The sequence below is a fragment of the Streptococcus sp. CL9.43 genome, assembly GCF_049737935.1.
Classification (GTDB): domain Bacteria; phylum Bacillota; class Bacilli; order Lactobacillales; family Streptococcaceae; genus Streptococcus; species Streptococcus infantis_I.
The window spans coordinates 82,084-103,690 of record NZ_JBKOTS010000003.1 but is presented as its reverse complement, the minus strand read 5'-3'; the positions used below and the strand labels follow the sequence as shown (position 1 = coordinate 103,690).

The 21,607-nt window shown below is 41.8% G+C and carries 27 protein-coding genes; 16 read left to right on the top strand and 11 right to left on the bottom strand.

Annotated features, from left to right (window positions below; genetic code table 11):
- The first annotated feature begins 8 nt into the window (after positions 1-8).
- The 4 genes from ACLNCS_RS05830 to ACLNCS_RS05815 are packed head-to-tail and all read left to right on the top strand — an operon-like array spanning position 9 to position 2,509.
- Complete coding sequence (locus tag ACLNCS_RS05830) at positions 9-437, top strand: NUDIX hydrolase (RefSeq protein ID WP_075229766.1); 429 nt, start codon at positions 9-11, stop codon at positions 435-437.
- Complete coding sequence (locus ACLNCS_RS05825; protein WP_036758379.1) at positions 434-835, top strand: hypothetical protein; 402 nt, start codon at positions 434-436, stop codon at positions 833-835. Before ACLNCS_RS05830 ends, ACLNCS_RS05825 begins: the two co-directional genes overlap by 4 nt.
- Positions 814-1,764: a 50S ribosomal protein L11 methyltransferase gene (gene prmA, locus ACLNCS_RS05820; RefSeq protein ID WP_424847746.1), complete on the top strand. Its 951-nt coding sequence runs from the start codon at positions 814-816 to the stop codon at positions 1,762-1,764. The genes ACLNCS_RS05825 and prmA overlap by 22 nt, the downstream gene beginning before the upstream one ends.
- A gap of 1 nt (position 1,765) precedes the next feature.
- Entirely contained in the window at positions 1,766-2,509 is a 744-nt protein-coding gene (locus tag ACLNCS_RS05815) for a 16S rRNA (uracil(1498)-N(3))-methyltransferase (protein ID WP_125391594.1), read from the top strand.
- A 313-nt stretch (positions 2,510-2,822) separates the two neighbouring features.
- Here the strand turns inward: ACLNCS_RS05815 and ACLNCS_RS05810 are convergent, their stop codons facing one another.
- On the bottom strand, positions 2,823-3,587 hold the full coding sequence (locus tag ACLNCS_RS05810; protein ID WP_004250763.1) for a (S)-acetoin forming diacetyl reductase: 765 nt from the start codon (positions 3,585-3,587) through the stop codon (positions 2,823-2,825).
- Positions 3,588-3,859: 272 nt separating this feature from the next.
- Between ACLNCS_RS05810 and ACLNCS_RS05805 the strand changes: the two genes are divergently transcribed.
- Complete coding sequence (locus ACLNCS_RS05805) at positions 3,860-4,528, top strand: MIP/aquaporin family protein (protein WP_004250764.1); 669 nt, start codon at positions 3,860-3,862, stop codon at positions 4,526-4,528.
- 216 nt (positions 4,529-4,744) lie between these two features.
- Here the strand turns inward: ACLNCS_RS05805 and queF are convergent, their stop codons facing one another.
- The 7 genes from queF to ACLNCS_RS05770 all read right to left on the bottom strand — a co-directional run bounded on the left by queF (position 4,745) and on the right by ACLNCS_RS05770 (position 8,290).
- Positions 4,745-5,236, bottom strand: coding sequence for a preQ(1) synthase (gene queF, locus ACLNCS_RS05800; RefSeq protein ID WP_000082589.1), 492 nt, complete (start codon positions 5,234-5,236; stop codon positions 4,745-4,747).
- Between the two features lie 18 nt (positions 5,237-5,254).
- Positions 5,255-5,971 carry a 7-carboxy-7-deazaguanine synthase QueE gene (gene queE / locus ACLNCS_RS05795; RefSeq protein WP_060955237.1) on the bottom strand — a complete coding sequence of 239 codons (717 nt, stop codon included), beginning with the start codon at positions 5,969-5,971 and terminating at the stop codon, positions 5,255-5,257.
- Entirely contained in the window at positions 5,964-6,407 is a 444-nt protein-coding gene (gene queD / locus ACLNCS_RS05790) for a 6-carboxytetrahydropterin synthase QueD (RefSeq protein WP_000464566.1), read from the bottom strand. Before queD ends, queE begins: the two co-directional genes overlap by 8 nt.
- Positions 6,407-7,060 (bottom strand): 7-cyano-7-deazaguanine synthase QueC, encoded by a 654-nt coding sequence (queC, locus tag ACLNCS_RS05785; RefSeq protein WP_004250769.1) that lies wholly within the window; start codon positions 7,058-7,060, stop codon positions 6,407-6,409. Before queC ends, queD begins: the two co-directional genes overlap by 1 nt.
- Before the next feature lie 202 nt (positions 7,061-7,262).
- A complete protein-coding gene (gene trxA, locus ACLNCS_RS05780; RefSeq protein ID WP_001029581.1) occupies positions 7,263-7,577 on the bottom strand; it encodes a thioredoxin in 315 nt (104 codons plus the stop codon).
- A 14-nt stretch (positions 7,578-7,591) separates the two neighbouring features.
- Positions 7,592-7,813 (bottom strand): DUF4649 family protein, encoded by a 222-nt coding sequence (locus ACLNCS_RS05775; protein WP_424847741.1) that lies wholly within the window; start codon positions 7,811-7,813, stop codon positions 7,592-7,594.
- A 96-nt stretch (positions 7,814-7,909) separates the two neighbouring features.
- Complete coding sequence (locus tag ACLNCS_RS05770) at positions 7,910-8,290, bottom strand: MarR family winged helix-turn-helix transcriptional regulator (protein ID WP_254731168.1); 381 nt, start codon at positions 8,288-8,290, stop codon at positions 7,910-7,912.
- A 180-nt stretch (positions 8,291-8,470) separates the two neighbouring features.
- Between ACLNCS_RS05770 and ACLNCS_RS05765 the strand changes: the two genes are divergently transcribed.
- The gene (locus ACLNCS_RS05765; RefSeq protein ID WP_004250774.1) at positions 8,471-8,845 is read left to right on the top strand and encodes a CidA/LrgA family protein; all 375 of its coding nucleotides are present in this window, start codon (positions 8,471-8,473) and stop codon (positions 8,843-8,845) included.
- Complete coding sequence (locus ACLNCS_RS05760) at positions 8,842-9,537, top strand: LrgB family protein (protein ID WP_414287816.1); 696 nt, start codon at positions 8,842-8,844, stop codon at positions 9,535-9,537. The genes ACLNCS_RS05765 and ACLNCS_RS05760 overlap by 4 nt, the downstream gene beginning before the upstream one ends.
- 69 nt (positions 9,538-9,606) lie before the next feature.
- Here ACLNCS_RS05760 and ACLNCS_RS05755 read toward each other — a convergent pair whose 3' ends face one another.
- Genes ACLNCS_RS05755 through ACLNCS_RS05745 form a run of 3 tightly spaced genes read right to left on the bottom strand, consistent with a single transcriptional unit; the run spans position 9,607 to position 11,418 of the window.
- A complete protein-coding gene (locus ACLNCS_RS05755) occupies positions 9,607-10,338 on the bottom strand; it encodes a hypothetical protein (protein WP_424847738.1) in 732 nt (243 codons plus the stop codon).
- A 15-nt stretch (positions 10,339-10,353) separates the two neighbouring features.
- Positions 10,354-11,049, bottom strand: coding sequence for an ABC transporter ATP-binding protein (locus ACLNCS_RS05750; protein WP_424847736.1), 696 nt, complete (start codon positions 11,047-11,049; stop codon positions 10,354-10,356).
- Positions 11,050-11,052: 3 nt separating this feature from the next.
- Complete coding sequence (locus ACLNCS_RS05745) at positions 11,053-11,418, bottom strand: GntR family transcriptional regulator (RefSeq protein ID WP_424847734.1); 366 nt, start codon at positions 11,416-11,418, stop codon at positions 11,053-11,055.
- 142 nt (positions 11,419-11,560) lie between these two features.
- On the opposite strand from ACLNCS_RS05745, the gene nrdR reads away from it, so the two are divergent.
- The 9 genes from nrdR to ACLNCS_RS05700 all read left to right on the top strand — a co-directional run bounded on the left by nrdR (position 11,561) and on the right by ACLNCS_RS05700 (position 21,607).
- Positions 11,561-12,034 (top strand): transcriptional regulator NrdR, encoded by a 474-nt coding sequence (nrdR, locus tag ACLNCS_RS05740; RefSeq protein WP_004250782.1) that lies wholly within the window; start codon positions 11,561-11,563, stop codon positions 12,032-12,034.
- Entirely contained in the window at positions 12,035-13,204 is a 1,170-nt protein-coding gene (locus ACLNCS_RS05735) for a DNA helicase (RefSeq protein WP_424847732.1), read from the top strand.
- Complete coding sequence (gene dnaI, locus ACLNCS_RS05730; protein ID WP_424847730.1) at positions 13,205-14,101, top strand: primosomal protein DnaI; 897 nt, start codon at positions 13,205-13,207, stop codon at positions 14,099-14,101.
- The gene (locus ACLNCS_RS05725) at positions 14,098-14,811 is read left to right on the top strand and encodes a nitroreductase family protein (RefSeq protein WP_049495356.1); all 714 of its coding nucleotides are present in this window, start codon (positions 14,098-14,100) and stop codon (positions 14,809-14,811) included. The genes dnaI and ACLNCS_RS05725 overlap by 4 nt, the downstream gene beginning before the upstream one ends.
- 13 nt (positions 14,812-14,824) lie before the next feature.
- Positions 14,825-16,135, top strand: coding sequence for a ribosome biogenesis GTPase Der (gene der, locus ACLNCS_RS05720; RefSeq protein ID WP_004250788.1), 1,311 nt, complete (start codon positions 14,825-14,827; stop codon positions 16,133-16,135).
- Positions 16,136-16,327: 192 nt separating this feature from the next.
- Positions 16,328-17,170: a TPM domain-containing protein gene (locus ACLNCS_RS05715; RefSeq protein ID WP_424847727.1), complete on the top strand. Its 843-nt coding sequence runs from the start codon at positions 16,328-16,330 to the stop codon at positions 17,168-17,170.
- Between the two features lie 38 nt (positions 17,171-17,208).
- Positions 17,209-17,802: a LemA family protein gene (locus ACLNCS_RS05710; protein WP_004250792.1), complete on the top strand. Its 594-nt coding sequence runs from the start codon at positions 17,209-17,211 to the stop codon at positions 17,800-17,802.
- Between the two features lie 179 nt (positions 17,803-17,981).
- Positions 17,982-20,495 carry a preprotein translocase subunit SecA gene (gene secA, locus ACLNCS_RS05705; protein WP_254731139.1) on the top strand — a complete coding sequence of 838 codons (2,514 nt, stop codon included), beginning with the start codon at positions 17,982-17,984 and terminating at the stop codon, positions 20,493-20,495.
- A gap of 80 nt (positions 20,496-20,575) precedes the next feature.
- Positions 20,576-21,607, top strand: a complete 1,032-nt coding sequence (locus ACLNCS_RS05700; RefSeq protein ID WP_414314533.1) for a 3-deoxy-7-phosphoheptulonate synthase — start codon at positions 20,576-20,578, stop codon at positions 21,605-21,607.

Here is a 21,607-nt window from a genome sequence, read left to right as displayed (position 1 = left end):
AGTCTAGCATGGAGCTAGAGATTTCTGATTTCACAGGCTGCAAGATTGCCTTACTTTGTGGAGATAGTGTCCTAACTATTCTGCGTGATGACAAGTCCAGCATTCCTTGGCCCAATATGTGGGAGTTGCCAGGTGGTGGCTGTGAAGGGGACGAAAGCCCATTTGAATGCGCGGCGCGTGAAGTCTATGAGGAACTAGGCATTCACTTGACCGAAGATTGCCTGCTCTGGAGTAAGGTCTATCCCAGCATGCTCTATGAAGGCAGACAGTCAGTATTTATGGTCGGGCAACTAAGTCAAGAACAGTTTGACAGTATCACCTTTGGAGATGAAGGGCAGGGCTATAAATTGATGAACATTGAGGAATTTTTGACATCCAGTCAAGTAGTTCCGCAGTTGCAGGGTAGATTGAGGGATTATTTGGAGGAAGTGAAATGATTTTTGCGATTGCAACAACCACGTTAAACAAGGAAGTTAAACGCAAACTAAAAACTGGACAATACTCTAGGGAAGAAGCTACATTCATTTACATGGAATATTTAAAGTTAAAGAAGCAGAGAGAAAGTGGTACGAAAGTAGCTGGGATCTCTATGGCTGTTATTTGGGGATTAATGCTTGTTTTACCCTTACTGAGTGGTGAAGGTCTCGTACTGCCCCTTTCAGTACATTTTTTATTACTGCTACTGCTTGCAGGAATTGTTCTATTTGTTTATTATCTTATGTTTGGTATTTTTAAACAGCAGATTCATAGCGCAATGAAAGAACACTATACAGATGTGATTGAAGAATTTAAGAAGAATAAGGAAAATACAAAATGGAAACATGGCAAGAGTTAAAAGTAACGGTTAAGCGTGAGGGAGAGGAATTAGTTTCCAATCTCTTGATCGAGTTAGGCGCCCAAGGGGTTGCTATTGAAGACAGCAAGGACTATGTGGGCAATGTCGATCGCTTCGGTGAGATTTTCCCTGAGGTGGAGCAACAAGAAGAAATCGTGGTGACAGCTTACTATCCCGAAACGGTTGATGTGGTAGCGGTTGAAGCGGATTTGCAGGCTCGCTTAGCAGAATTGACCGATTTTATGGATTTGGGAGAGGTCAAGATGGGAACGACTGCCTTGGCTGAGGAAGACTGGGCGGACAACTGGAAGAAATACTATGAACCAGCTCGCATTACCCATGACTTGACCATCGTGCCATCATGGACGGACTATGAAGCGACGGCGGGCGAAAAGATTATCAAGCTAGATCCAGGTATGGCCTTTGGGACAGGTACGCATCCAACCACTAAGATGAGTCTTTTTGCCTTGGAGCAGGTCCTTCGTGGTGGTGAAACGGTGATCGATGTGGGGGCAGGTTCAGGGGTTCTTTCCATTGCTAGCTCTCTACTTGGTGCTAAGGAAATCTTTGCCTATGACCTAGATGATGTAGCAGTTCGGGTCGCTCAGGAAAATATTGAACTCAATCCAGGCATGGAAAACATCCATGTAGCAGCAGGAGACTTGCTTAAGGGTGTTGAGATTGAAGCAGATGTGATTGTAGCTAATATCTTGGCGGATATCCTCATTCATCTGACAGAGGATGCTTATCGTTTGGTTAAGGACGAAGGCTACCTCATCATGAGTGGGATTATCAAGGACAAGTGGGACATGGTGCGCGAGTCGGCGGAGTCAGCTGGATTTTTCCTTGAAACCCATATGATCCAAGGGGAGTGGAATGCCTGTGTCTTCAAGAAGACCAAGGATATTTCTGGTGTGATTGGAGGTTAGAATGCAACAGTATTTTGTCAAAGGCAGTGCTAGCTCACCAGTCACTATCGAGGACAAGGAAACCAGCAAGCACATGTTTCAAGTTATGCGCTTGAAAGAGGATGACCAAGTGACCCTAGTCTTTAATGACGGGATCAAGCATTTGGCGCGCGTGCTAGATGTAGAGGCTCGTCAGTTTGAATTGGTTGAAGAACTAGCTGACAATGTGGAACTGCCAGTCCAAGTGACCATCGCATCAGGTTTTCCCAAGGGGGACAAGCTGGAGTTTATCACTCAAAAGGTGACGGAACTGGGGGCTAGCCAAATCTGGGCCTTTCCTGCCGACTGGTCAGTTGCCAAGTGGGATGGCAAGAAATTGGGGAAAAAGGTTGAGAAACTAGAAAAAATTGCCCTTGGAGCAGCAGAACAAAGCAAGCGGAATTTGGTACCGAGCATAAAGCTGTTTGAGAGAAAATCAGACTTCTTAGCACAACTTGATCAGTTTGATCGTGTCGTGGTTGCTTATGAAGAGTCAGCCAAAGAAGGAGAATCAGCTGCGCTTATCCAAGCTGTTGCTGGGTTAGAAAAGGGAGCTAAACTGCTCTTTATCTTTGGTCCAGAAGGTGGTTTATCCCCTGCAGAAATTGAATCTTTTGAAGCCAAAGGAGCAGTCCTTGCAGGACTTGGGCCTCGCATTCTACGAGCAGAAACAGCGCCACTTTATTCTCTATCAGCCATTAGTGTTTTGCTTGAATTGGAAAAATAAGAGACTATGAAAAAATCACCTAGAAAAGGTGATTTTTTATGCTCTTGAAATGGCGCGCGAAAGAGTCAATAAACGTATCCATGGCGGCAATGGGAATCTTTAATTTTTTGATGATTTCGCAGAAAAAATGGATATCCAAACTGTTCCTAATCTTGTGTTCTATTAAAACAGGGAAAATCATACTATATAGAGCAGGAGAGTATTCCTAGTCTTGATGAAAGATTAGTTTAACTAACAAAAAAATGACTCTGGAAATTGAAATCATAGAGATGATAAAAGAGGTTGGATTATTATCCAACCTCTTTTTTTTATCTTAATGGAATTGCATACCACCATCGACGATAATGGTTTGACCTGTAATGTAGTTTGAATCTGGTCCAGCAAGGAAGCTAACCGCTGCAGCGACATCTTCTGGCTCAGATAGGCGTTTCAATGTAATATCTTTTGCGAATGTTTGCATACCCCATTCGTCGTCTTTTCCTGCATTTTTCCCAACTTCGTGAGCGATATCATACATCATTGGTGTTTTAACGATACCTGGAGCATAAGCGTTAACAGTGATGCCTGAGTCAGCTAAATCACGCGCCAATGTTTGAGTAATACCACGAACAGCGAATTTTGTACCACCATAAACAGTCAAGTTTGGATTTCCAACAACACCTGCTTGAGAAGTAGCGTTGATGATTTTACCACCGTGACCAAGTGCTTTGAATTGAGCTTGAGCAGCTTGTGCGCCCCAGATTACCCCACCGACGTTAATAGCAAAGGTACGATTGAACTGTTCTTCTGTAATCGTATCTAGAGGTGTAGTCGGAGCGACACCAGCGTTGTTTACCACAACGTTCAAGTCTCCGAAATGGTCTACAACTTTTTGGAAAGCTGCAGCAACCTCCGCTTGTTTAGACACATCTGCTACAACAGCTAAAGCATTCTCTGCTGACAACTCAGCAACTGCTTTTTCAGCTGTTTCAGCATTGTAGTCTAATACTCCAACCTTAAAACCATCTTGGACCAAGCGTTTTGCGATTGCAAAACCGATTCCTTGACCTGCACCTGTAACAATAGCTACTTTAGACATATGATTCCTCCTTTGGTATCCGTGATACCACTCAAACGTTCATAAAAGAACAGCAAAAGGGTTATAAGTGAGTCGTGATAGGTTTCTAAAAGAATCCCTATCACTTTTTAGTATATACCTTTGTGAAATTTGTGTCAAACAAAGACTGTTTTTTAGAAAAATAAAACTATCGTGTAAAAGGGGAAAGCGCACGATATTTTCTAAGCACTTTTCTTGAAACCCTTTCCTTCTTCTGATAGACTAATACATAGTTTGAAAAAAGGAGACTTAACATGAAAAAATTTGTTGCTGAATTGATCGGTACTTTTATGCTTGTGTTCATCGGAACAGGAGCTGTTGTTTTTGGAAATGGTGTTGAAGGTCTTGGACACCTTGGAATTGCTCTTGCCTTTGGTTTGGCAATCGTAGTTGCAGCTTTCTCAATCGGAACTGTTTCAGGTGCTCACTTGAACCCAGCTGTTTCTATCGCTATGTTTGTTAACAAACGTTTGTCATCTTCAGAGCTTGTAAACTACATCCTTGGTCAAGTAGTCGGTGCTTTCCTTGCGTCAGGATCTGTATTCTTCCTCTTGGCAAATTCAGGTATGTCAACTGCAAGTCTTGGTGAAAATGCCTTGGCAAATGGTGTAACTGTCTTTGGTGGTTTCTTGTTTGAAACAATCGCAACTTTCTTGTTTGTTTTGGTGATTATGACTGTAACTTCAGCAAGCAAAGGAAATGGCGCAATCGCTGGTTTGGTGATCGGTTTATCATTGACAGCTTTGATTCTAGCTGGCTTGAACATCACTGGACTTTCAGTAAACCCAGCTCGTAGCTTGGCTCCTGCTGTATTGGTAGGTGGCGCAGCTCTTCAACAAGTTTGGATTTTCATCCTTGCACCAATCGTTGGTGGAGTTCTTGCAGCCCTTGTTGCTAAAAACTTCCTTGGAACTGAAGAATAATTGAAACTTAAAAAGCCTTGCTTCTCATCTTGAGGAACAGGGCTTTTTCGTATGATACTCTTCGAAAATCTCTTCAAACCACGTCAGCTCTATCTGCAACCTCAAAACAGTGTTTTGAGCTGACTTCGTCAGTCTTATCCACAACCTCAAAGCAGTGCTTTGAGCAACCTGCGGCTAGCTTCCTAGTATGCTCTTTGATTTTCATTGAGTATGAGTTTAACGGTTGTCAATTTTCTCTGGATAGAGGTCATGTTGGAAGAGGCGTTGTTCTGCCAATCCTTCATACTTGGTTCCAGGTCTACCGTAGTTGTAGTAGGGGTCGATTGAAATGCCACCGCGAGGTGTAAATTTTCCCCAGACTTCTAAATAGCGAGGGTCTAGCAAGTTGACCAAGTCTTTCCCGATAGTGTTGATACAGTTTTCATGAAAATCTCCATGGTTTCGGTAGCTAAAGAGGTAGAGTTTGAGGGATTTTGACTCGACACAGAGCTTGTCAGGAATGTAGGAAATATAAATAGTTGCAAAGTCTGGCTGAGCAGTGATGGGACAAAGTGAGGTAAATTCAGGGCAGTTGAACTTGATGAAATAGTCATTTTCCACATGACGATTGTCAAAGGATTCGAGGACTTCGGGTTGATATTCGAAAATGTAGTTGGTTTCTTTGTTGCCGAGGAGGCTGAGGTTTTTCATTTCTTCTTGTTGTGACATGATTTTTTCTTTCTAATCTTAAACACCACGTTGGTTGTCGTAGAGGAGGGTATGGAGTTGAGGAAGGACGCGGACATTGCCCCAGCTATCGTCGGCAGCGACACGTTCCCAGAGTTCTTTGAGGCGGTCCAGTTGGTCTTGGACAATATTGCCTGTAGCCTTGGGCTCAGGATTTCCCGCCGATAAGAAGAGGACATCTGGTTGGTAGCGTTCTTGAATACCTTTGGCAAAGGCTAGATCTGCATCATCAAAGACAGGAATTTTAAAGGTTACTTTGTCTGGATCTAGTTGGGAAACGATAAAGTCCAAGGTCTCAAAGTTGACTTCCATCTTGGAGGAAGGAGGCTTAGGACTCAGAGTGACTTGGTCGATATCTTTTAACCAATTTTGCCAGCGGGATCCCTGGGTCTCAACAGCCAGAGTGACCCCACGTTCCTTGAGTTTGGTGACCAGTTGAGCCATATTGGCTGCTAGGATAGCAGGATTTCCCCCAGATAGGGTGACATAGTCGTAGCTTCCTAGTTTGTCTAACTCAGCGATTACTTCATCAGCTGTCATGCGAGTTGGCTTTTCAGAACCATCCCAAGTAAAGGCAGAATCGCACCAGTCGCAGTGGTAGTCGCAACCAGCAGTGCGGACAAACATGGTTTTCTGGCCAATAGCACGACCTTCACCTTGAAAGGTAGGCCCAAAAATTTCTAGAACTGGTAGTTTGAGGACACGTTCCTTAGTCATCTAACCACTCCCGTCTAAACTCTGCAAAGGCAGTCGGAGTTTCATAGAGACGAACATATTCCAAACGGAGACCGCGCTCGTCTGGCAACTCCTGGCTCATAGTTTGGAAAATCCAGTAAACCATATTTTCAGCAGTCGTATTCATGTAGGGCAGGGTTTCATTGAGATAGCGATGATCCAAGTGGGGCTCTAAGTAGTCCTTGTAGATAGCTTTGATGTCTCCGAAATCGTAGGTCATACCTCTATCATCTAAAAATCCACTGACAGCGATTTGTAGATGATAGGTGTGACCGTGTAGGGATTTGCATTTTCCTTCATAGTGAAAGAGGTGGTGGGCAGCATCGAAGGTAAATTCTTTTGAGACTAAGGTTCTGTGAGGATTGTAGACAAGAGATTCCCCAGTTTCTTGTTTGATTTCTTTGGGGGCAAAAAACATCAGGCCTCTCCTTTCTGAGAGAGATAAACCTCTAAACCATGTTGGCGTAGATGGCAGGCAGGACAATCTCCACAACCAGTACCAATAATCCCATTGTAGCAGGTCAAGGTCTTCTCACGAACGTAGTCAAAGGCACCAAGTTGGTCAGCTAATTCCCAAGTTTCAGCCTTGTCTAGCCACATGAGAGGCGTTTGGATCACAAAGTCGTAATCCATAGCAAGGTTGAGCGTGACATTGAGTGATTTGACAAAGACATCCCGACAGTCAGGATAACCTGAGAAGTCTGTTTCGCACACTCCTGTCACGATATCCGTAATTCCACGCTGCTTGGCAAGGACTGCCGCAAAGGACAGAAAGAGATGATTGCGACCGTCAACGAAGGTATTAGGAACCTCTCCTTCTTTTTGCTCAATTTCTAAATCTGAAGTCAAGGCATTTTCAGTAATTTGTCCTAGCAGAGACATATCTAGGATATGATGACGAATTCCTTGTTCCTCAGCGATTTCTTTGGCCACTTGAATTTCTAAATGGTGGCGTTGACCGTAGGCAAAGGTAACAGCTTCGACCCTTTCATAGTGTTGCTTGGCCCAGAAAAGGCAGGTTGTTGAATCTTGACCGCCACTAAAGACGACCAAGGCTGATTGACGTTTCATAGTACTCCTTCCAAAATGGGAAATGTTCAGAGCACGCAAAAAGCTCCCTAGAGGGAGCTAAAAAATACCAAGTAGAGGTTTTTTTTAGCGATGGCATGTCCCAAACATCGTAATATTCTAGTTACAGTCTAGCATATTTTTTGAAAAATGGCAAAGGGCAAGAAAAAAGAGACCAAATGAATGCACTTGGTCTCTTTTTTGATTAGCTTAATTCAGCAACGATGGCTTTGATTTGTTCAGCTGTGTGGACACCAGCCACTTGTTTAACAACTTGTCCATCTTTCTTGAAGAGAAGAGTAGGGATAGACATGATACCAAATGCACGAGCTGTGTTTGGATTTTCATCAACATCCATTTTAACGATCTTCAAGACATCTTCTGAAAGTTCTTCAGACAATTTGTCCAAGATTGGACCTTGCATACGACATGGACCACACCAAGTTGCCCAGAAGTCTACCAAGACCAATCCGTCTTTAGTTTCTTGTTCGAATGTTGCATCTGTAATTGCTTTTGCCATAGTATTTCTCCTTTTTAATTATATTGGCTTAAATTTTGTTTCATGAGATAGAAGAAAACATCTCCATAAGTCCCATGGTAGTCCAAATCATGTCCCTTGTAGGTCACTTTTTGGACAGGGTAGTAGTCTGCGACACCAATCAGGCAGGCATGTTGAGAACGTTCAAATTCTTCGTATGACTCGAAGGTCATGGTTCTCTCTTGCTTGCTGGCATCAAGATAAGTGATTTCAATCATAGGATTCTCCTTTGCTAAATCATATCTTCATTTTACTCCTTGGAAAAAGGAATGTCAAGAAAATTGCTTGCGCACGCAAGTTTTTTTGTAAAAATTTTAGGAAAGCCAACTTGCTTTTGTTTCAAGGCTTTCTTCTACAGCTTTTTGTAGACAGGCAAGAGTTGTCTGACCCTCCTTAGTGAGGCAGATAAAACTAGCTCGCTTATCCTGGTCACAACATCTCCGACTAAGTAAAGCACAGTTTTTGGCTTCTAGGCGTGCCACCATTCGTGATACTGCGCTTGGACTCAGATGGAGTTTGTCCGGCAGGTCAATCTGTCTCAAAGATTTTTCTTGAGCCTGATTTAAAAAGTGCAAGAGATAGAATTCTTTGAGCGTTAGGCTTTGGTCACTCTGCTCAGCAATCGTTTGCTCTAAAAGAGCTTCTAGCTCTACTTGTCGGCGGTTGAAGTCAAACCATTTTTCTAAGTAAGTCATATCAATCTCCTTTCTATATAGTAGTTATAAACAGATTTGCCTATCTGAGATGCTTGCGCACGCAATTAGTATACAACTTTTTGGAATAGATAGCAAGAAGGATGTTTCTTGTGTATTTCCTTGAAATTTTCTGAAAAAAGAGTAAACTGGTATGCAGAAAGTCTATTTGTGGAGTAAACGATGAAATTATATGTTCAGTTAATGATTCTCTTTGTCATTTCACTGATTGGTGAGGGAATCTCTAGCTTTTTCCATTTGCCTATTCCTGGAAGCATTATCGGTTTGATTATTTTATTTTTAGCCTTACAGTTCAAGTGGTTGCGGGTACGTCATGTCAACATGGTTGGGAATTTTCTCCTAGCTAATATGACTATTCTATTTTTGCCTCCTGCAGTTGGGATTATGGAGAAATTTGATGTGATTGCTCCCTATTTATTGCCCATTGTCTTGATTGTCTTTTTTGCAGCAGTTATCAATATTATCTTGATTGCGCTTGTAGTTCAGTTTATCAAAAAGCGTTATGAAGGTGATTACGAAGAAAGAGGTGCCAAATGAGCGAATTTGTATCCAATCCACTTTTTGGGATAGCCTTGTCTATTTTGGCTTATCTTGGAGGCATGATTATCTTTAGACGGTACCCTCATCCTCTGACCACTCCCTTGCTGCTAGCAACTTTATTTATCATTATTTTTCTAAAACTGACTGGTATTTCTTATGTTGCCTATTATCAAGGTGGGGTCTACCTCAATAACTTGATTGTTCCCTCAACAGTAGCTTTAGGAATTCCTCTTTATAAGAGTTTTCACCTCATGAAACACCATGTTAGAAGTATTCTACTCAGTAGTTTCCTTGCTGTTGTTGTAAATACAGTTTTTACAGCTTTAGTTGCAAAATTTTTCGGCATGGATTTCTTCTTGGCGATTTCGCTTTTCCCAAAGTCTGTAACGACGGCCATGGCAGTTGGAATTACGGATAAGCTACAAGGGATAGCGACGATCACCTTGGTAGTTGTGGTAGCAACTGGCATTTTGACTAGCGTTATTGGACCAACACTTTTAAAATGGCTAAAAATTGACGATCCAGTAGCTGTTGGTCTTGCTCTTGGAGGAACTGGTCACGCAGTTGGGACTGGAACAGCTTTTCGCTATGGAGCTGTTGCGGGGGCTATGGGTGGCCTGGCTATCGGTGTCACCGGTATTCTCTATGTATTTGTAAGTCCCATCGTAGCAGGTTTGATATTGAGTTAAAAAATAAGAATGTTATATTTCTTTGTGTAAAAAGAAGCCCCTAGCTTTATTTGCTAGGGGTTTTATTCATTATTGTAAGTTTACTTTGTTCTTTAAGATATAGTAGGTTCCGAGATAGAAACCGACGCTAAGGATTAAGTCTTTGAAAATTTCAAAGGATAATACCCAATTGTAGTCGAAATCGATGCGAAGATTGAGGGTGATAAATCCAAGAACAACTTGAATGGCGATGTAGGCGACGACCGCAAGAGCTGTACGGTACTCATTAAAGAGTTGACCGATAGAGATAGACAAGTAGATACAAAGGATACTTGCAAGAGTGTTAAAAATATAGGAAATCAAGGCTAACCAGAAATTATCTTGATAATTTTTTAGAATATACTCGGCAAAGGTAGATAGGTAAGCGCCTGGATAAACCATGACAATGATGATGTAAAGACTAAAAAGAAAGACCACTGTACTCGCCAAAGACCAAACAAAGGCTCCAAGCAGTTTAGCGGAGAGGATCTGGTGTTCAGATACTGGCAGGGTGAGTGTTAGATAGCCACGACGATCATAAACACTTCCCTTAAATCGTTGAATAATCAAAATCAAGGTTGAGATACTCAAAGTAATAACCAGACCCCCAAAAACCAGAGATAGAAACACTAACATGACAACGCCCTTATCTTGATAATAGGTGTTTGAGAGGCTACTGCCCTGAATACCTATGATGACAGATAAGGATAGTACAGCTGCATAGAGGGCTAAAAACCATTTGTTGACATTTTTAAATTCATAACGAACTAAATTCCAAAACATAATAATCTCCTTTATCTAGGCTTTGAATTCGTGACGGAAGAGCTGGTCAATTGATTCACCTGACTCGTAACGAATATCATCCACATTCCCTTGATGGACAACTTTTCCATCCTTTAGGAAAATAATCTCATCCAAGATTGGTTCGATGTCGGAAATCAAGTGAGTTGAAATCAAGACAGTCGAAGTTGGAGAGTAGTTGTTGATGATGGTGTTCAAGATGTAGTCACGAGCTGCGGGATCGACTCCACCGATAGGTTCGTCAAGCACGTATAGACGAGCGTCACGACTCATGACAAGGATCAACTGAACTTTTTCTTTGTTCCCTTTTGAGAGTTTCTTGAAACGGCTATTCTCGTCGATACCAAGGTCACGAAGAAGACCTTGAGCACGTTCCAGATTAAAATCTTTATAGAAGGTCTTGAAAAAGGTAAGAGCTTCTTTGACCTTCATCTGTTCGTTGAGATAGGTCGTATCAGGTAGATAAGAAACGATAGCCTTAGTTGCTGGGCTTGGTTCCATGCCATTGATGAGGATACGCCCTTGCTCTGGTTGGAGTAAACCGTTGATTAGTTTAATCAAGGTTGTCTTTCCAGAGCCGTTTGGGCCAAGGAGACCCACAATCTTTCCTGCTGGAATTTCAAGGGAAACATTTTGAAGAGCAGGGCTTGCTCCATAGAATTTTGAAACATTTTCAAACGTTAACAAGGTCATAGTCTAAACTCCTTCAATATAATCTCTCAAAACAGTTGGTAGTTCTTCTTTCTCATAGCCAAAATCTACCATGCCTGTTACAAACTGCTGCAGTTGTTCTTCAGATAGTTGCTTTCGGGATTGGAGGATTAGGTCCAAATCCTCGGTGACAAAACGCCCTGCAGTCCGCTTGGTGTATACGAAGCCTTCTCTTTCTAGGTCTGATAGGGCACGTTGGATGGTATTAGGATTGACGCCAGCCTCACTAGCCAGTTCTCTGACAGTTGGAAGTTGTTGGTTGGGTTCTAGTTTATGAGAAACGATTTGCAGTTTGATCTTATCCATGATCTGCAAATAAATGGGTTTGTTGTTATCAAATGTCCAGGACATCACGGTCTCCTTTCAACAATTTCTTTTTGTGTCACTTAAATAATACAACTAAACAAAAAACTTGTCAAGCCAAAAGGAGAATTATTTTGGGAATTGCTTAAAAAATGGTATAATGAAAAGAAAACGACAAGGAGGGGAAGGCATGCGTTGTCCAAAATGTGGCGCTACAAAATCAAGTGTTATCGATAGCCGTCAGGCTGAAGAAGGAAATACGATTAGAAGAAGACGTGAGTGTGAAGAATGTCAGCATCGTTTTACGACCTATGAACGTGTAGAAGAGAGAACGCTGGTTGTAGTCAAAAAAGATGGCACACGGGAACAGTTCTCCAGAGATAAAATCTTTAACGGGATTATTCGTTCGGCTCAAAAACGTCCGGTGTCTAGTGATGAGATTGGCATGGTGGTCAATCGTATCGAACAAAAACTCCTCAGTCGCAATGATAATGAAATTCAAAGTGAAGATATTGGTTCTCTGGTCATGGAAGAATTGGCTGAACTGGATGAAATCACTTACGTTCGTTTCGCTAGCGTCTATCGTAGCTTTAAAGACGTGAGTGAGCTCGAAAATCTTCTCAAACAAATTACGCAATCTTCAAAGAAGAAAAAGGAAAAATAAATGAAGCCTAATGATCGTTTTTCTTTTCTAAAGAATAATCGGGTGTCGCAAGATCCCACAACTTTGGTGCAGTGCTACCTCCCGATTATCGGTCAGGATGCGCTGAGTCTTTACCTTTATACCTTAGCTTTTTGGGATGATGGACAAAAAGAACACCTGTTTGCAACTATCCTCAATCATCTCAATTTTGGGATGGACAGGCTGTTAAAGGCTTTTAAAATCTTATCAGCCTTCAATTTGGTTACCCTCTATCAAAAGGGTGACGGCTATGAACTTGCTATTCATCCAATGCTTTCTAGCTCGGATTTCTTGCGTCATACGGTTTATCGTACCTTATTGGAGAAAAAAATTGGTGAGCCAGCAGTTTCTGATTTGCGCCAAGAGCAGGCAGGCGGAGAGCCTTTGACTGTTCCTTTGAGTCAGGCCTTTCCAGAGATAGAAGAATTGGCTAGTCATGACGAGATATCAGTAAAATCTGATTTTAAAAATGATTTTGATTTGGAGCATTTTCGTCAGCTCATGGCGAGAGATAATCTCCGTTTCCAAGATGAACAGTCAGATGTCTTAGAGTTATTTAAAATTGCTGATGAGAAAAAATGGACCTGGTTTGAGACTTATCAATTGGCCAAATCAACAGCTGTTTCACAAGTTATTTCTGTCAAACGTATGCGTGAAAAATTAGCGCAAAAGCCTGTTTCATCGGACTTTAGTCCCCAAGAAGCGACCATTATCCGAGAAGCTAAAAGTAAAACTGCCTTGCAATTCTTAGCGGGAATCAAACAAACCCGAAATGCTGGGATTATCCAAGCCGAACGCGATTTGCTAAAACAGATGGCAGACTTGGGCTTGCTTGATGAAGTCATTAATGTTGTTATACTTTTGACCTTCAACAAGGTTGACTCGGCCAATCTCAATGAAAAATATGCCATGAAAGTGGCTAATGATTACTCTTATAACAAGATTCGTTCTGCTGAAGAAGCTGTGCTTCGAATCAGAGAGAAGAATCAAAAGGGGCAAGAACAAAAATCAGCGAAGCCAAGCCAAGCCAAAAGCAATGTCCCAAAATGGAGTAATCCAGAATATAAAAATGAAACCAGCGAAGAAACTCGCTTGGAGTTAGAACGTAAGAAAAAAGAAATGTTAGATCGATTAGGAAAAGGAGGAGACTAGATGGAAAGTGTAGGAGATGTGCTTAAAGATCATCCCAGCCGTTTTCAATACCAAGACTTGGTTCAGCAGATTGTAAAAGATCCTGATGTTGCGGCTTTTATCCAGAAGGAATCTCTCAGTCAAGAGGAATTGAATCGTAGTATCTCTAAGTTTAACCAATACATCACCGAGCGAGATAAGTTTCTTCGCGGAGATACTGACTATATCGCGCGTGGTTATAAGCCCATTCTAGTTATGAATCATGGTTACGCAGATGTATCCTATGAGGAAACTCCGGAACTGATTGCGGCTGAAAAAGAAGCGGCTATCAAGAACCGTCTCAAACTGATTAATCTTCCAGCTAGTCTTAAAAAAGCTAGTTTGGCTCAAGTTGATTTGGATGATTTGGGACGTTTGCCAGTTTTTGAAAAGCTCTTTACCTTTGTTGAGCAATATCCAGAAATCCGTAAAGGTCTCTATCTCTATGGAGACTTTGGTGTTGGGAAGAGCTTTATGGTTGCTGCCCTTGCCCATGATTTGTCAGAAAAACGTGGGGTTTCATCAACTCTTCTTCACTATCCTAGCTTTGTCATTGATGTCAAAAATGCTATCGGAGATGGAAATGTTAAGACCTTGGTGGATGAAATCAAGCAAGCTGAAGTCTTGATTTTGGATGATATTGGCGCCGAGCAATCAACACCTTGGGTTCGTGATGAAGTCTTGCAAGTCATTCTCCAGTATCGTATGCAGGAAGATTTGCCAACCTTCTTTACCTCAAATTTCAATTTTGAAGATTTGGAAAAACATTTTGCTAAAGGCAAGAACGGAAACGATGAAACATGGGAAGCTAGACGCGTTATGGAGCGTATCCGTTATTTAGCAGAAGAAACACGGCTAGAAGGAGAGAATCGCCGATGAGTGAAACAATCACCTTAATGAAATCTCATGCTTCGGTTCGCAGATTTAAAGAAGAAGCGATTCCTCAAGAGGACTTGAATGAGATTTTATCAGCTGCTCAAATGGCTTCTTCTTGGAAAAATTTCCAATCTTATTCTGTGATTCTAGTCAGAAGTCAAGAAAAGAAAGATGCTCTTTTTGAGCTAGTTCCTCAGGAAGCGATTCGTCAGTCTGCCGCCTTCCTCCTCTTTGTAGGAGATTTAAACCGTGCAGAAAAAGGGGCTCGTCTCCATACCGATACTTTCCAACCTCAAGGGGTGGAAGGACTCCTCATTACTTCAGTAGATGCAGCCTTGGCTGGACAGAATACCTTGCTTGCGGCAGAAAGCCTTGGCTATGGTGGAGTAATCATCGGTTTGGTGCGTTACAAATCTGTTGAAGTGGCAAAATTGTTCAAGCTGCCTGACTATACCTACCCAGTTTTTGGGATTGCACTCGGTGTGCCGAACCAAAAACATGATGTAAAACCAAGATTGCCACTAGAGAATGTTGTTTTTGAGGAAGAATACCAAGAACAAACAACTGAGGCTATTGAAGCCTATGACCGTGTGCAGACTGAATATGCAGGAGCTCGTGCGACTACCACTTGGAGTCAACGTCTTGCAGAGCAATTCGGTCAGCCTGAACCAAGCTCAACTAGAGAAAATCTTGAACAAAAGAACTTATTATAGAAAGTGAGAAAACATGGCCTTACCAACTGTTGCCATCGTAGGACGTCCCAATGTTGGGAAATCAACCCTGTTTAACCGTATTGCAGGGGAACGCATCTCAATCGTAGAAGATGTCGAAGGAGTAACACGAGACCGTATCTATGCTACTGGTGAATGGCTCAACCGTTCTTTCAGTATGATTGATACTGGAGGGATTGATGATGTTGATGCTCCGTTTATGGAACAAATCAAGCACCAGGCAGAGATTGCCATGGAAGAAGCTGATGTCATCGTTTTTGTAGTTTCCGGTAAAGAAGGAATTACGGATGCAGATGAATACGTAGCCCGTAAACTATATAAAACCCATAAACCTGTTATCCTTGCAGTTAACAAGGTTGACAATCCGGAAATGCGAAATGATATCTATGATTTCTACGCTCTTGGATTGGGAGAACCATTGCCAATTTCATCTGTGCACGGGATTGGTACAGGGGATGTACTAGATGCCATCGTCGAAAATCTTCCACATGAAGTCGAAGATGAAAATCCAGATGTCATTAAATTCAGCTTGATTGGTCGCCCGAATGTCGGAAAATCTAGCTTGATTAATGCCATTTTGGGAGAAGACCGCGTAATTGCTAGTCCTGTTGCTGGTACAACTCGTGATGCCATTGATACACATTTTACAGATGCGGATGGCCAAGAATTTACCATGATTGATACGGCTGGTATGCGTAAGTCTGGTAAAGTCTATGAAAACACAGAGAAATACTCAGTCATGCGTGCCATGCGAGCTATTGACCGTTCAGATGTAGTCTTGATGGTCCTCAATGCCGAAGAAGGCATCCGTGAGTATGATAAGCGTATCGCTGGATTTGCCCACGAAGCTGGTAAAGGGATGATCATCGTAGTTAACAAGTGGGATACTCTTGAAAAAGATAACCACACCATGAAAAACTGGGAAGAGGATATTCGTGAACAGTTCCAATATCTACCTTACGCACCGATTATCTTTGTTTCGGCTTTGACCAAGCAACGTCTCCACAAACTTCCAGAGATGATTAAACAAATCAGCGAGAGTCAAAATACCCGTATCCCATCAGCAGTCTTGAATGATGTCATTATGGATGCTATCGCCATCAACCCAACACCGACAGACAAAGGGAAACGTCTCAAGATCTTCTATGCGACTCAAGTGGCAACTAAACCACCGACCTTTGTGATTTTTGTCAACGAAGAAGAACTGATGCACTTCTCTTACTTGCGTTTCTTGGAAAATCAAATCCGCAAGGCCTTCGTCTTTGAAGGAACGCCAATTCATCTGATCGCAAGAAAACGGAAATAAAATGATAAAAAGAAGAAGGTTAACAGACCTTCTTTTTTGTAGATGATACCAAGAGCGTAGATCTAAATTTGTCATCAAATTAACATCATTTTCCTAGTCCTTGTCACGGTTTTGTAATGGAAACGTACTTTCTTTGTAAGATTCAAAATGCTATAATGCTCTAAACAATTTTCCTTGCATAAGGAGGTTATTATGAAAAAAGATAGATTGTTAAAGAATCCTTTCTTGGTGCGTCTACTTGGATTGCTGATGGCATTTTTCTTCCTATCAGCATTCACAGCACCTGAGAAACCAGACTATGGTATCTATGACCCAAATCATTTTTTGACAGAGGAAGTAGTTACTCAGATTCGTGATTTGAATGAAGCTAATAGTCAAAAGGCAGAAAAGCTTCAAATAGGTGTCTATATCGTAGATAGTCTGGAAGGAGAAAGCATTGAAACGGTGGCTAATGAAACTGCCAGGGCTTGGAAGATTGGCTATTCAGGAGATAATTTTGGAAGTCTTATTGTAGTAGCCGTTCAAGACCGAAAATCAAGAATTGAAACCAGTAATAACACCGCCATTAGAATAACGGACTATCAAACCAAGCAGATCTTGGCAGCCAGCCGTACAGATTTCAAAACTGGTGACTATGGTAAAGGAATTCTAGCAATTGCCAAAGGCTTGGACAATCAGTTTTATAGAGGAACTGGGACCTTCTCGTCTGATGATGACTCCTCTGATATCAAACGTTATTCTGAAAGTATCAGTGGCAAAAAATCGAGTGGCAATAGTAGCTCGTCTAGTCATCGTAAGAACAGTGACCCTATGGACAATGTGTTCGGAGTCGGGATAATCATTTATTTCATTATCGTATTTATAGCCATTATTAGAGGAGGCGGCGGTGGCCGAGGAGGAGATTCCTCTGACGGAGGATGGTGGTTTAGTGACTCATCTGACTCAGGTTCATCTTGGTCCGACTCAGGATCAGACTCCTCTAGTAGCTGGGACGGTGGCGGCTTCGATGGCGGTGGTTCATCCGATGATTGGTGATGCTCGTATAAAATTTAAGGAAATAAGTAGGTTTAGATATGAAAAATAAAGGAATTATTTATGTGTTGAGCATTTTGCTGGCTATTATCTTGCTTGGCGGTTGCTCAGTAGTAGGCACTTATAATGGTCTTGTCTCTGAACAAACCAAGGTCGAACAAGCGCAAGCTGATGTAGCGACAGCTCTTCAACGTCGTTCTGACTTGATTGGAAATTTGGTAGAGTCTGTAAAGGGCCAGATGAACCATGAGACAGAGGTTTTCACCAAGATTGCGGAAGCTCGCGCTAAAATTGGGAATGGCTCCGTGACTTCAAAAGAGAATCAAGAGGCTCAAGGAGAGTTAAGCTCAGCTATTTCACGTTTGATATCGCTAACAGAAAATTATCCAGAACTCAAGAGCAATCAAAATGTGGAACAACTCATGACGGAATTGGCTGGAAGTGAAAATCGAATCTTTGTAGCCCGCAAGGATTACAACAAAGTGGCAACAGAATACAATCAAAAATTAAGAAGCTTCCCAACAGTTCTTTTCGCTAATATGATGAACTTTAAAGAGGCAGAAACCTTTAAAGAAAGCGAAGAAGCTAAGACAGCTCCAAAGGTTGACTTTAGTACTTCTACAACCAAAGAATAGGCTTGAAATTTCTAAAAGAAAATCAATGATTAGCAATAGTTTGAACATTTACAACAAAAGGCTCTAAATGAGCCTTTTTTAGCTTGTATAAACACGGATTCTTTCTTGAAAAAGCTGGGCAAATATGCTACAATAAAAAGAACATTCTAAAATATTCAGAATTTAAAGTAAGGAAAAAAATGGCAAATTTATTAAAAACAATCATCGAAAATGATAAAGGGGAACTTCGCCGCTTAGAAAAGATGGCTGATAAAGTCCTCAAATACGAAGATGAAATGGCTGCTTTGACAGACGAGCAGTTGCAAGCTAAGACAGAAGAATTTAAGCAACGTTATCAAAATGGTGAAACGCTTGATCAACTCTTGTACGAAGCCTTTGCGGTTGTACGTGAGGGAGCTAAGCGTGTTCTTGGACTTTTCCCATACAAGGTTCAGGTTATGGGTGGTATCGTTCTTCACCACGGTGACGTTCCAGAAATGCGTACAGGTGAAGGGAAAACCTTGACAGCGACAATGCCGGTATACCTTAATGCCCTTTCAGGAAAAGGTGTACACGTAGTTACCGTCAATGAATATCTTACAGAACGTGACGCGACTGAAATGGGTGAGTTGTACTCATGGCTTGGTTTGTCAGTAGGGATCAACTTGGCTGCGAAATCTCCAATGGAGAAAAAAGAAGCTTATCTCTGTGATATTACTTACTCAACGAACTCAGAAATTGGTTTCGACTATCTTCGTGACAACATGGTTGTTCGTGCAGAGAACATGGTTCAACGTCCGCTCAACTATGCCTTGGTCGATGAGGTTGACTCTATTTTGATTGACGAAGCTCGTACACCATTGATCGTTTCAGGAGCTAATGCAGTTGAAACAAGCCAACTTTACCATATGGCTGACCACTTTGTGAAGTCTTTGGATAAAGATGACTACATCATTGATATTCAGTCTAAGACAATCGGTTTGTCTGACTCTGGTATCGACAAGGCTGAAAGCTTCTTCAAACTAGAAAATCTTTATGATATCGAAAATGTGGCTTTGACTCACTTTATCGACAACGCCCTTCGTGCCAACTACATCATGATTCTTGATATTGACTATGTGGTCAGCGAAGAACAAGAAATCTTGATTGTCGACCAATTTACAGGTCGTACCATGGAAGGTCGTCGTTACTCTGATGGTTTGCACCAAGCGATTGAAGCTAAAGAAGGTGTGCCAATCCAAGATGAGACCAAGACATCAGCATCGATTACCTACCAAAACCTTTTCCGTATGTATAAAAAATTGGCAGGGATGACAGGTACTGGTAAAACAGAAGAAGAAGAATTCCGCGAAATCTACAACATTCGTGTTATTCCAATTCCGACTAACCGTCCGATCCAACGTATCGACCATTCAGACCTTCTTTACGCTAGTCTTGATGCAAAATTCAAGGCTGTAGTAGAAGATGTTAAGGCGCGTTACCAAAAAGGTCAGCCTGTCTTGGTAGGTACTGTTGCTGTTGAAACCAGTGATTTTCTTTCTAAGAAATTGGTTGAAGCAGGCGTACCACACGAAGTATTGAATGCTAAAAACCACTACAGAGAAGCGCAAATCATCATGAACGCTGGTCAACGTGGTGCGATCACTATCGCAACCAACATGGCCGGTCGTGGTACCGATATTAAGCTTGGTGAAGGAGTTCGTGAACTTGGTGGTCTTTGTGTCATCGGTACAGAACGTCATGAGAGCCGTCGTATCGATAACCAGCTTCGTGGACGTTCAGGTCGTCAAGGTGACCCAGGTGAGTCACAGTTCTACTTGTCACTCGAAGATGATTTGATGAAGCGTTTCGGTTCAGAACGTTTGAAAGGTGTCTTTGAACGTCTAAATATGTCTGACGAAGCCATCGAATCTCGTATGTTGACACGTCAGGTCGAAGCAGCGCAAAAACGTGTTGAAGGAAATAACTATGATACTCGTAAACAAGTCCTCCAATATGATGACGTTATGCGTGAACAACGTGAGATCATCTACGCACAACGCTATGATGTTATCACTGCAGAACGTGACTTGGCTCCTGAAATTCACGCCATGATTCGCCGTACGATTGGACGAATTGTCGATGGGCATGCTCGTTCTAAACAAGATGAAAAACTTGAAGCGATCTTGAACTTTGCCAAGTACAACTTGCTTCCAGAAGATTCGATTTCACTTTCAGACCTAGAAGGTTTGTCTGACCAAGCTATCAAAGATGAACTATACCAACGTGCATTGAAAGTCTACGATAGCCAAGTTGCTAAACTTCGTGATGAAGAAGCTGTGAAAGAATTCCAAAAAGTCTTGATTCTACGTGTTGTAGATAACAAGTGGACTGACCATATCGATGCCCTTGATCAGTTGAGAAATGCAGTTGGTCTTCGTGGTTATGCCCAAAACAACCCTGTCGTGGAATATCAAGCGGAAGGCTTCCGTATGTTTAATGATATGATTGGTTCGATTGAGTTTGATGTGACTCGCTTGATGATGAAAGCACAAATTCATGAACAAGAACGACCACAAACTGAGCATCATATCAGTACGACAGCAACACGAAATATTGCTGCGCAACAGAAAGATCTTCCAGCTGATTTGGATCTCAGTCAAGTAAAACGTAATGACTTATGCCCATGTGGATCTGGTAAGAAATTTAAAAACTGTCACGGTAAACGACGTTAAGAATGATTAATTTTCAGGCGGATGCCTAGTGAAAAGTGAATTTTCGCTTGGCGTCCGTTTGCTTTATAAGGAGATGGATAATGGTATTTACAGCAAAAAGCCCTAAAATTAATATTGATGAAGTTCGTAGTTTGTCTAAACTAGAAGGACAAGTACTTGCGAACAAACTCCAACGTGATCAAGAGCTTGAATCAATTATTCGTGGGGAAGACCAACGCATCTTGTTGGTGATTGGTCCTTGCTCGTCTGACAATGAAGAAGCAGTCCTAGAGTACGCTAAGCGTTTGTCAAAACTTCAGGAAGAAGTCAAAGACCGCGTCTTTATGGTCATGCGTGTCTATACTGCTAAACCACGTACTAATGGTGATGGATATAAGGGCTTGATTCACCAACCAAATGCCAAAGAAGCGCCTAGCCTCATCAATGGGATCAAGGCGGTTCGTCATCTGCACTACCGTGTTATTTCTGAAACAGGAATGACGACAGCGGATGAGATGTTGTACCCAGAGAACCTTCCCTTGGTAGATGATTTGATTTCTTACATGGCAGTTGGAGCCCGTTCAGTTGAAGACCAACAACACCGTTTTGTAGCCAGTGGAGCAGATTTTGCGACAGGTTTTAAAAATCCAACCTCTGGAAATCTCAATGTGATGTTCAACGGTATTTATGCAGCTCAAAACAAGCAGAGTTTTCTTTTCCTAGGGAAAGAAGTCGAAACTACTGGAAATCCTCTATCGCATGCTATTCTCCGTGGAGCTCTTAACGAGTACGGGAAAAACATTCCTAACTACTACTACGATAATTTGATGGATACTATTGCTCAGTATGAAAAGATGGGACTTGAGAATCCATTCATCATTATTGATACCAACCATGATAACTCAGGTAAACAGTATATGGAGCAGATTCGTATCGTTCGCCAGACTTTAATTAACCGTGATTGGAATGAAAAGATTAAAAAATATGTTCGTGGATTCATGATTGAGTCTTATCTAGAAGACGGTCGTCAAAATGAACCAGAGGTATTTGGCAAATCTATCACCGATCCATGTCTAGGATGGGAAAATACGGAAGCTCTTGTTCGCGAAATCTACCAAAGACTAGGAGAATAA

Excerpts from the sequence above, each read along its gene's own strand:
- dnaI (WP_424847730.1), top strand. The coding sequence starts at position 13,205 with ATGGAAAGTGTAGGAGATGTGCTTAAAGATCATCCCAGCCGTTTTCAA.
- queC (WP_004250769.1), bottom strand. The coding sequence starts at position 7,060 with ATGAAACGTCAATCAGCCTTGGTCGTCTTTAGTGGCGGTCAAGATTCA.
- ACLNCS_RS05765 (WP_004250774.1), top strand. The coding sequence starts at position 8,471 with ATGAAATTATATGTTCAGTTAATGATTCTCTTTGTCATTTCACTGATT.
- der (WP_004250788.1), top strand. The coding sequence starts at position 14,825 with ATGGCCTTACCAACTGTTGCCATCGTAGGACGTCCCAATGTTGGGAAA.
- ACLNCS_RS05745 (WP_424847734.1), bottom strand. The coding sequence starts at position 11,418 with ATGTCCTGGACATTTGATAACAACAAACCCATTTATTTGCAGATCATG.
- ACLNCS_RS05805 (WP_004250764.1), top strand. The coding sequence starts at position 3,860 with ATGAAAAAATTTGTTGCTGAATTGATCGGTACTTTTATGCTTGTGTTC.
- queD (WP_000464566.1), bottom strand. The coding sequence starts at position 6,407 with ATGTTTTTTGCCCCCAAAGAAATCAAACAAGAAACTGGGGAATCTCTT.
- ACLNCS_RS05735 (WP_424847732.1), top strand. The coding sequence starts at position 12,035 with ATGAAGCCTAATGATCGTTTTTCTTTTCTAAAGAATAATCGGGTGTCG.
- queF (WP_000082589.1), bottom strand. The coding sequence starts at position 5,236 with ATGTCACAACAAGAAGAAATGAAAAACCTCAGCCTCCTCGGCAACAAA.
- ACLNCS_RS05775 (WP_424847741.1), bottom strand. The coding sequence starts at position 7,813 with ATGATTGAAATCACTTATCTTGATGCCAGCAAGCAAGAGAGAACCATG.
- ACLNCS_RS05755 (WP_424847738.1), bottom strand. The coding sequence starts at position 10,338 with ATGTTTTGGAATTTAGTTCGTTATGAATTTAAAAATGTCAACAAATGG.
- secA (WP_254731139.1), top strand. The coding sequence starts at position 17,982 with ATGGCAAATTTATTAAAAACAATCATCGAAAATGATAAAGGGGAACTT.
- ACLNCS_RS05750 (WP_424847736.1), bottom strand. The coding sequence starts at position 11,049 with ATGACCTTGTTAACGTTTGAAAATGTTTCAAAATTCTATGGAGCAAGC.
- ACLNCS_RS05760 (WP_414287816.1), top strand. The coding sequence starts at position 8,842 with ATGAGCGAATTTGTATCCAATCCACTTTTTGGGATAGCCTTGTCTATT.
- nrdR (WP_004250782.1), top strand. The coding sequence starts at position 11,561 with ATGCGTTGTCCAAAATGTGGCGCTACAAAATCAAGTGTTATCGATAGC.
- trxA (WP_001029581.1), bottom strand. The coding sequence starts at position 7,577 with ATGGCAAAAGCAATTACAGATGCAACATTCGAACAAGAAACTAAAGAC.
- ACLNCS_RS05700 (WP_414314533.1), top strand. The coding sequence starts at position 20,576 with ATGGTATTTACAGCAAAAAGCCCTAAAATTAATATTGATGAAGTTCGT.
- prmA (WP_424847746.1), top strand. The coding sequence starts at position 814 with ATGGAAACATGGCAAGAGTTAAAAGTAACGGTTAAGCGTGAGGGAGAG.
- ACLNCS_RS05710 (WP_004250792.1), top strand. The coding sequence starts at position 17,209 with ATGAAAAATAAAGGAATTATTTATGTGTTGAGCATTTTGCTGGCTATT.
- ACLNCS_RS05725 (WP_049495356.1), top strand. The coding sequence starts at position 14,098 with ATGAGTGAAACAATCACCTTAATGAAATCTCATGCTTCGGTTCGCAGA.
- ACLNCS_RS05715 (WP_424847727.1), top strand. The coding sequence starts at position 16,328 with ATGAAAAAAGATAGATTGTTAAAGAATCCTTTCTTGGTGCGTCTACTT.
- ACLNCS_RS05815 (WP_125391594.1), top strand. The coding sequence starts at position 1,766 with ATGCAACAGTATTTTGTCAAAGGCAGTGCTAGCTCACCAGTCACTATC.
- ACLNCS_RS05810 (WP_004250763.1), bottom strand. The coding sequence starts at position 3,587 with ATGTCTAAAGTAGCTATTGTTACAGGTGCAGGTCAAGGAATCGGTTTT.
- queE (WP_060955237.1), bottom strand. The coding sequence starts at position 5,971 with ATGACTAAGGAACGTGTCCTCAAACTACCAGTTCTAGAAATTTTTGGG.
- ACLNCS_RS05830 (WP_075229766.1), top strand. The coding sequence starts at position 9 with ATGGAGCTAGAGATTTCTGATTTCACAGGCTGCAAGATTGCCTTACTT.
- ACLNCS_RS05770 (WP_254731168.1), bottom strand. The coding sequence starts at position 8,290 with ATGACTTACTTAGAAAAATGGTTTGACTTCAACCGCCGACAAGTAGAG.
- ACLNCS_RS05825 (WP_036758379.1), top strand. The coding sequence starts at position 434 with ATGATTTTTGCGATTGCAACAACCACGTTAAACAAGGAAGTTAAACGC.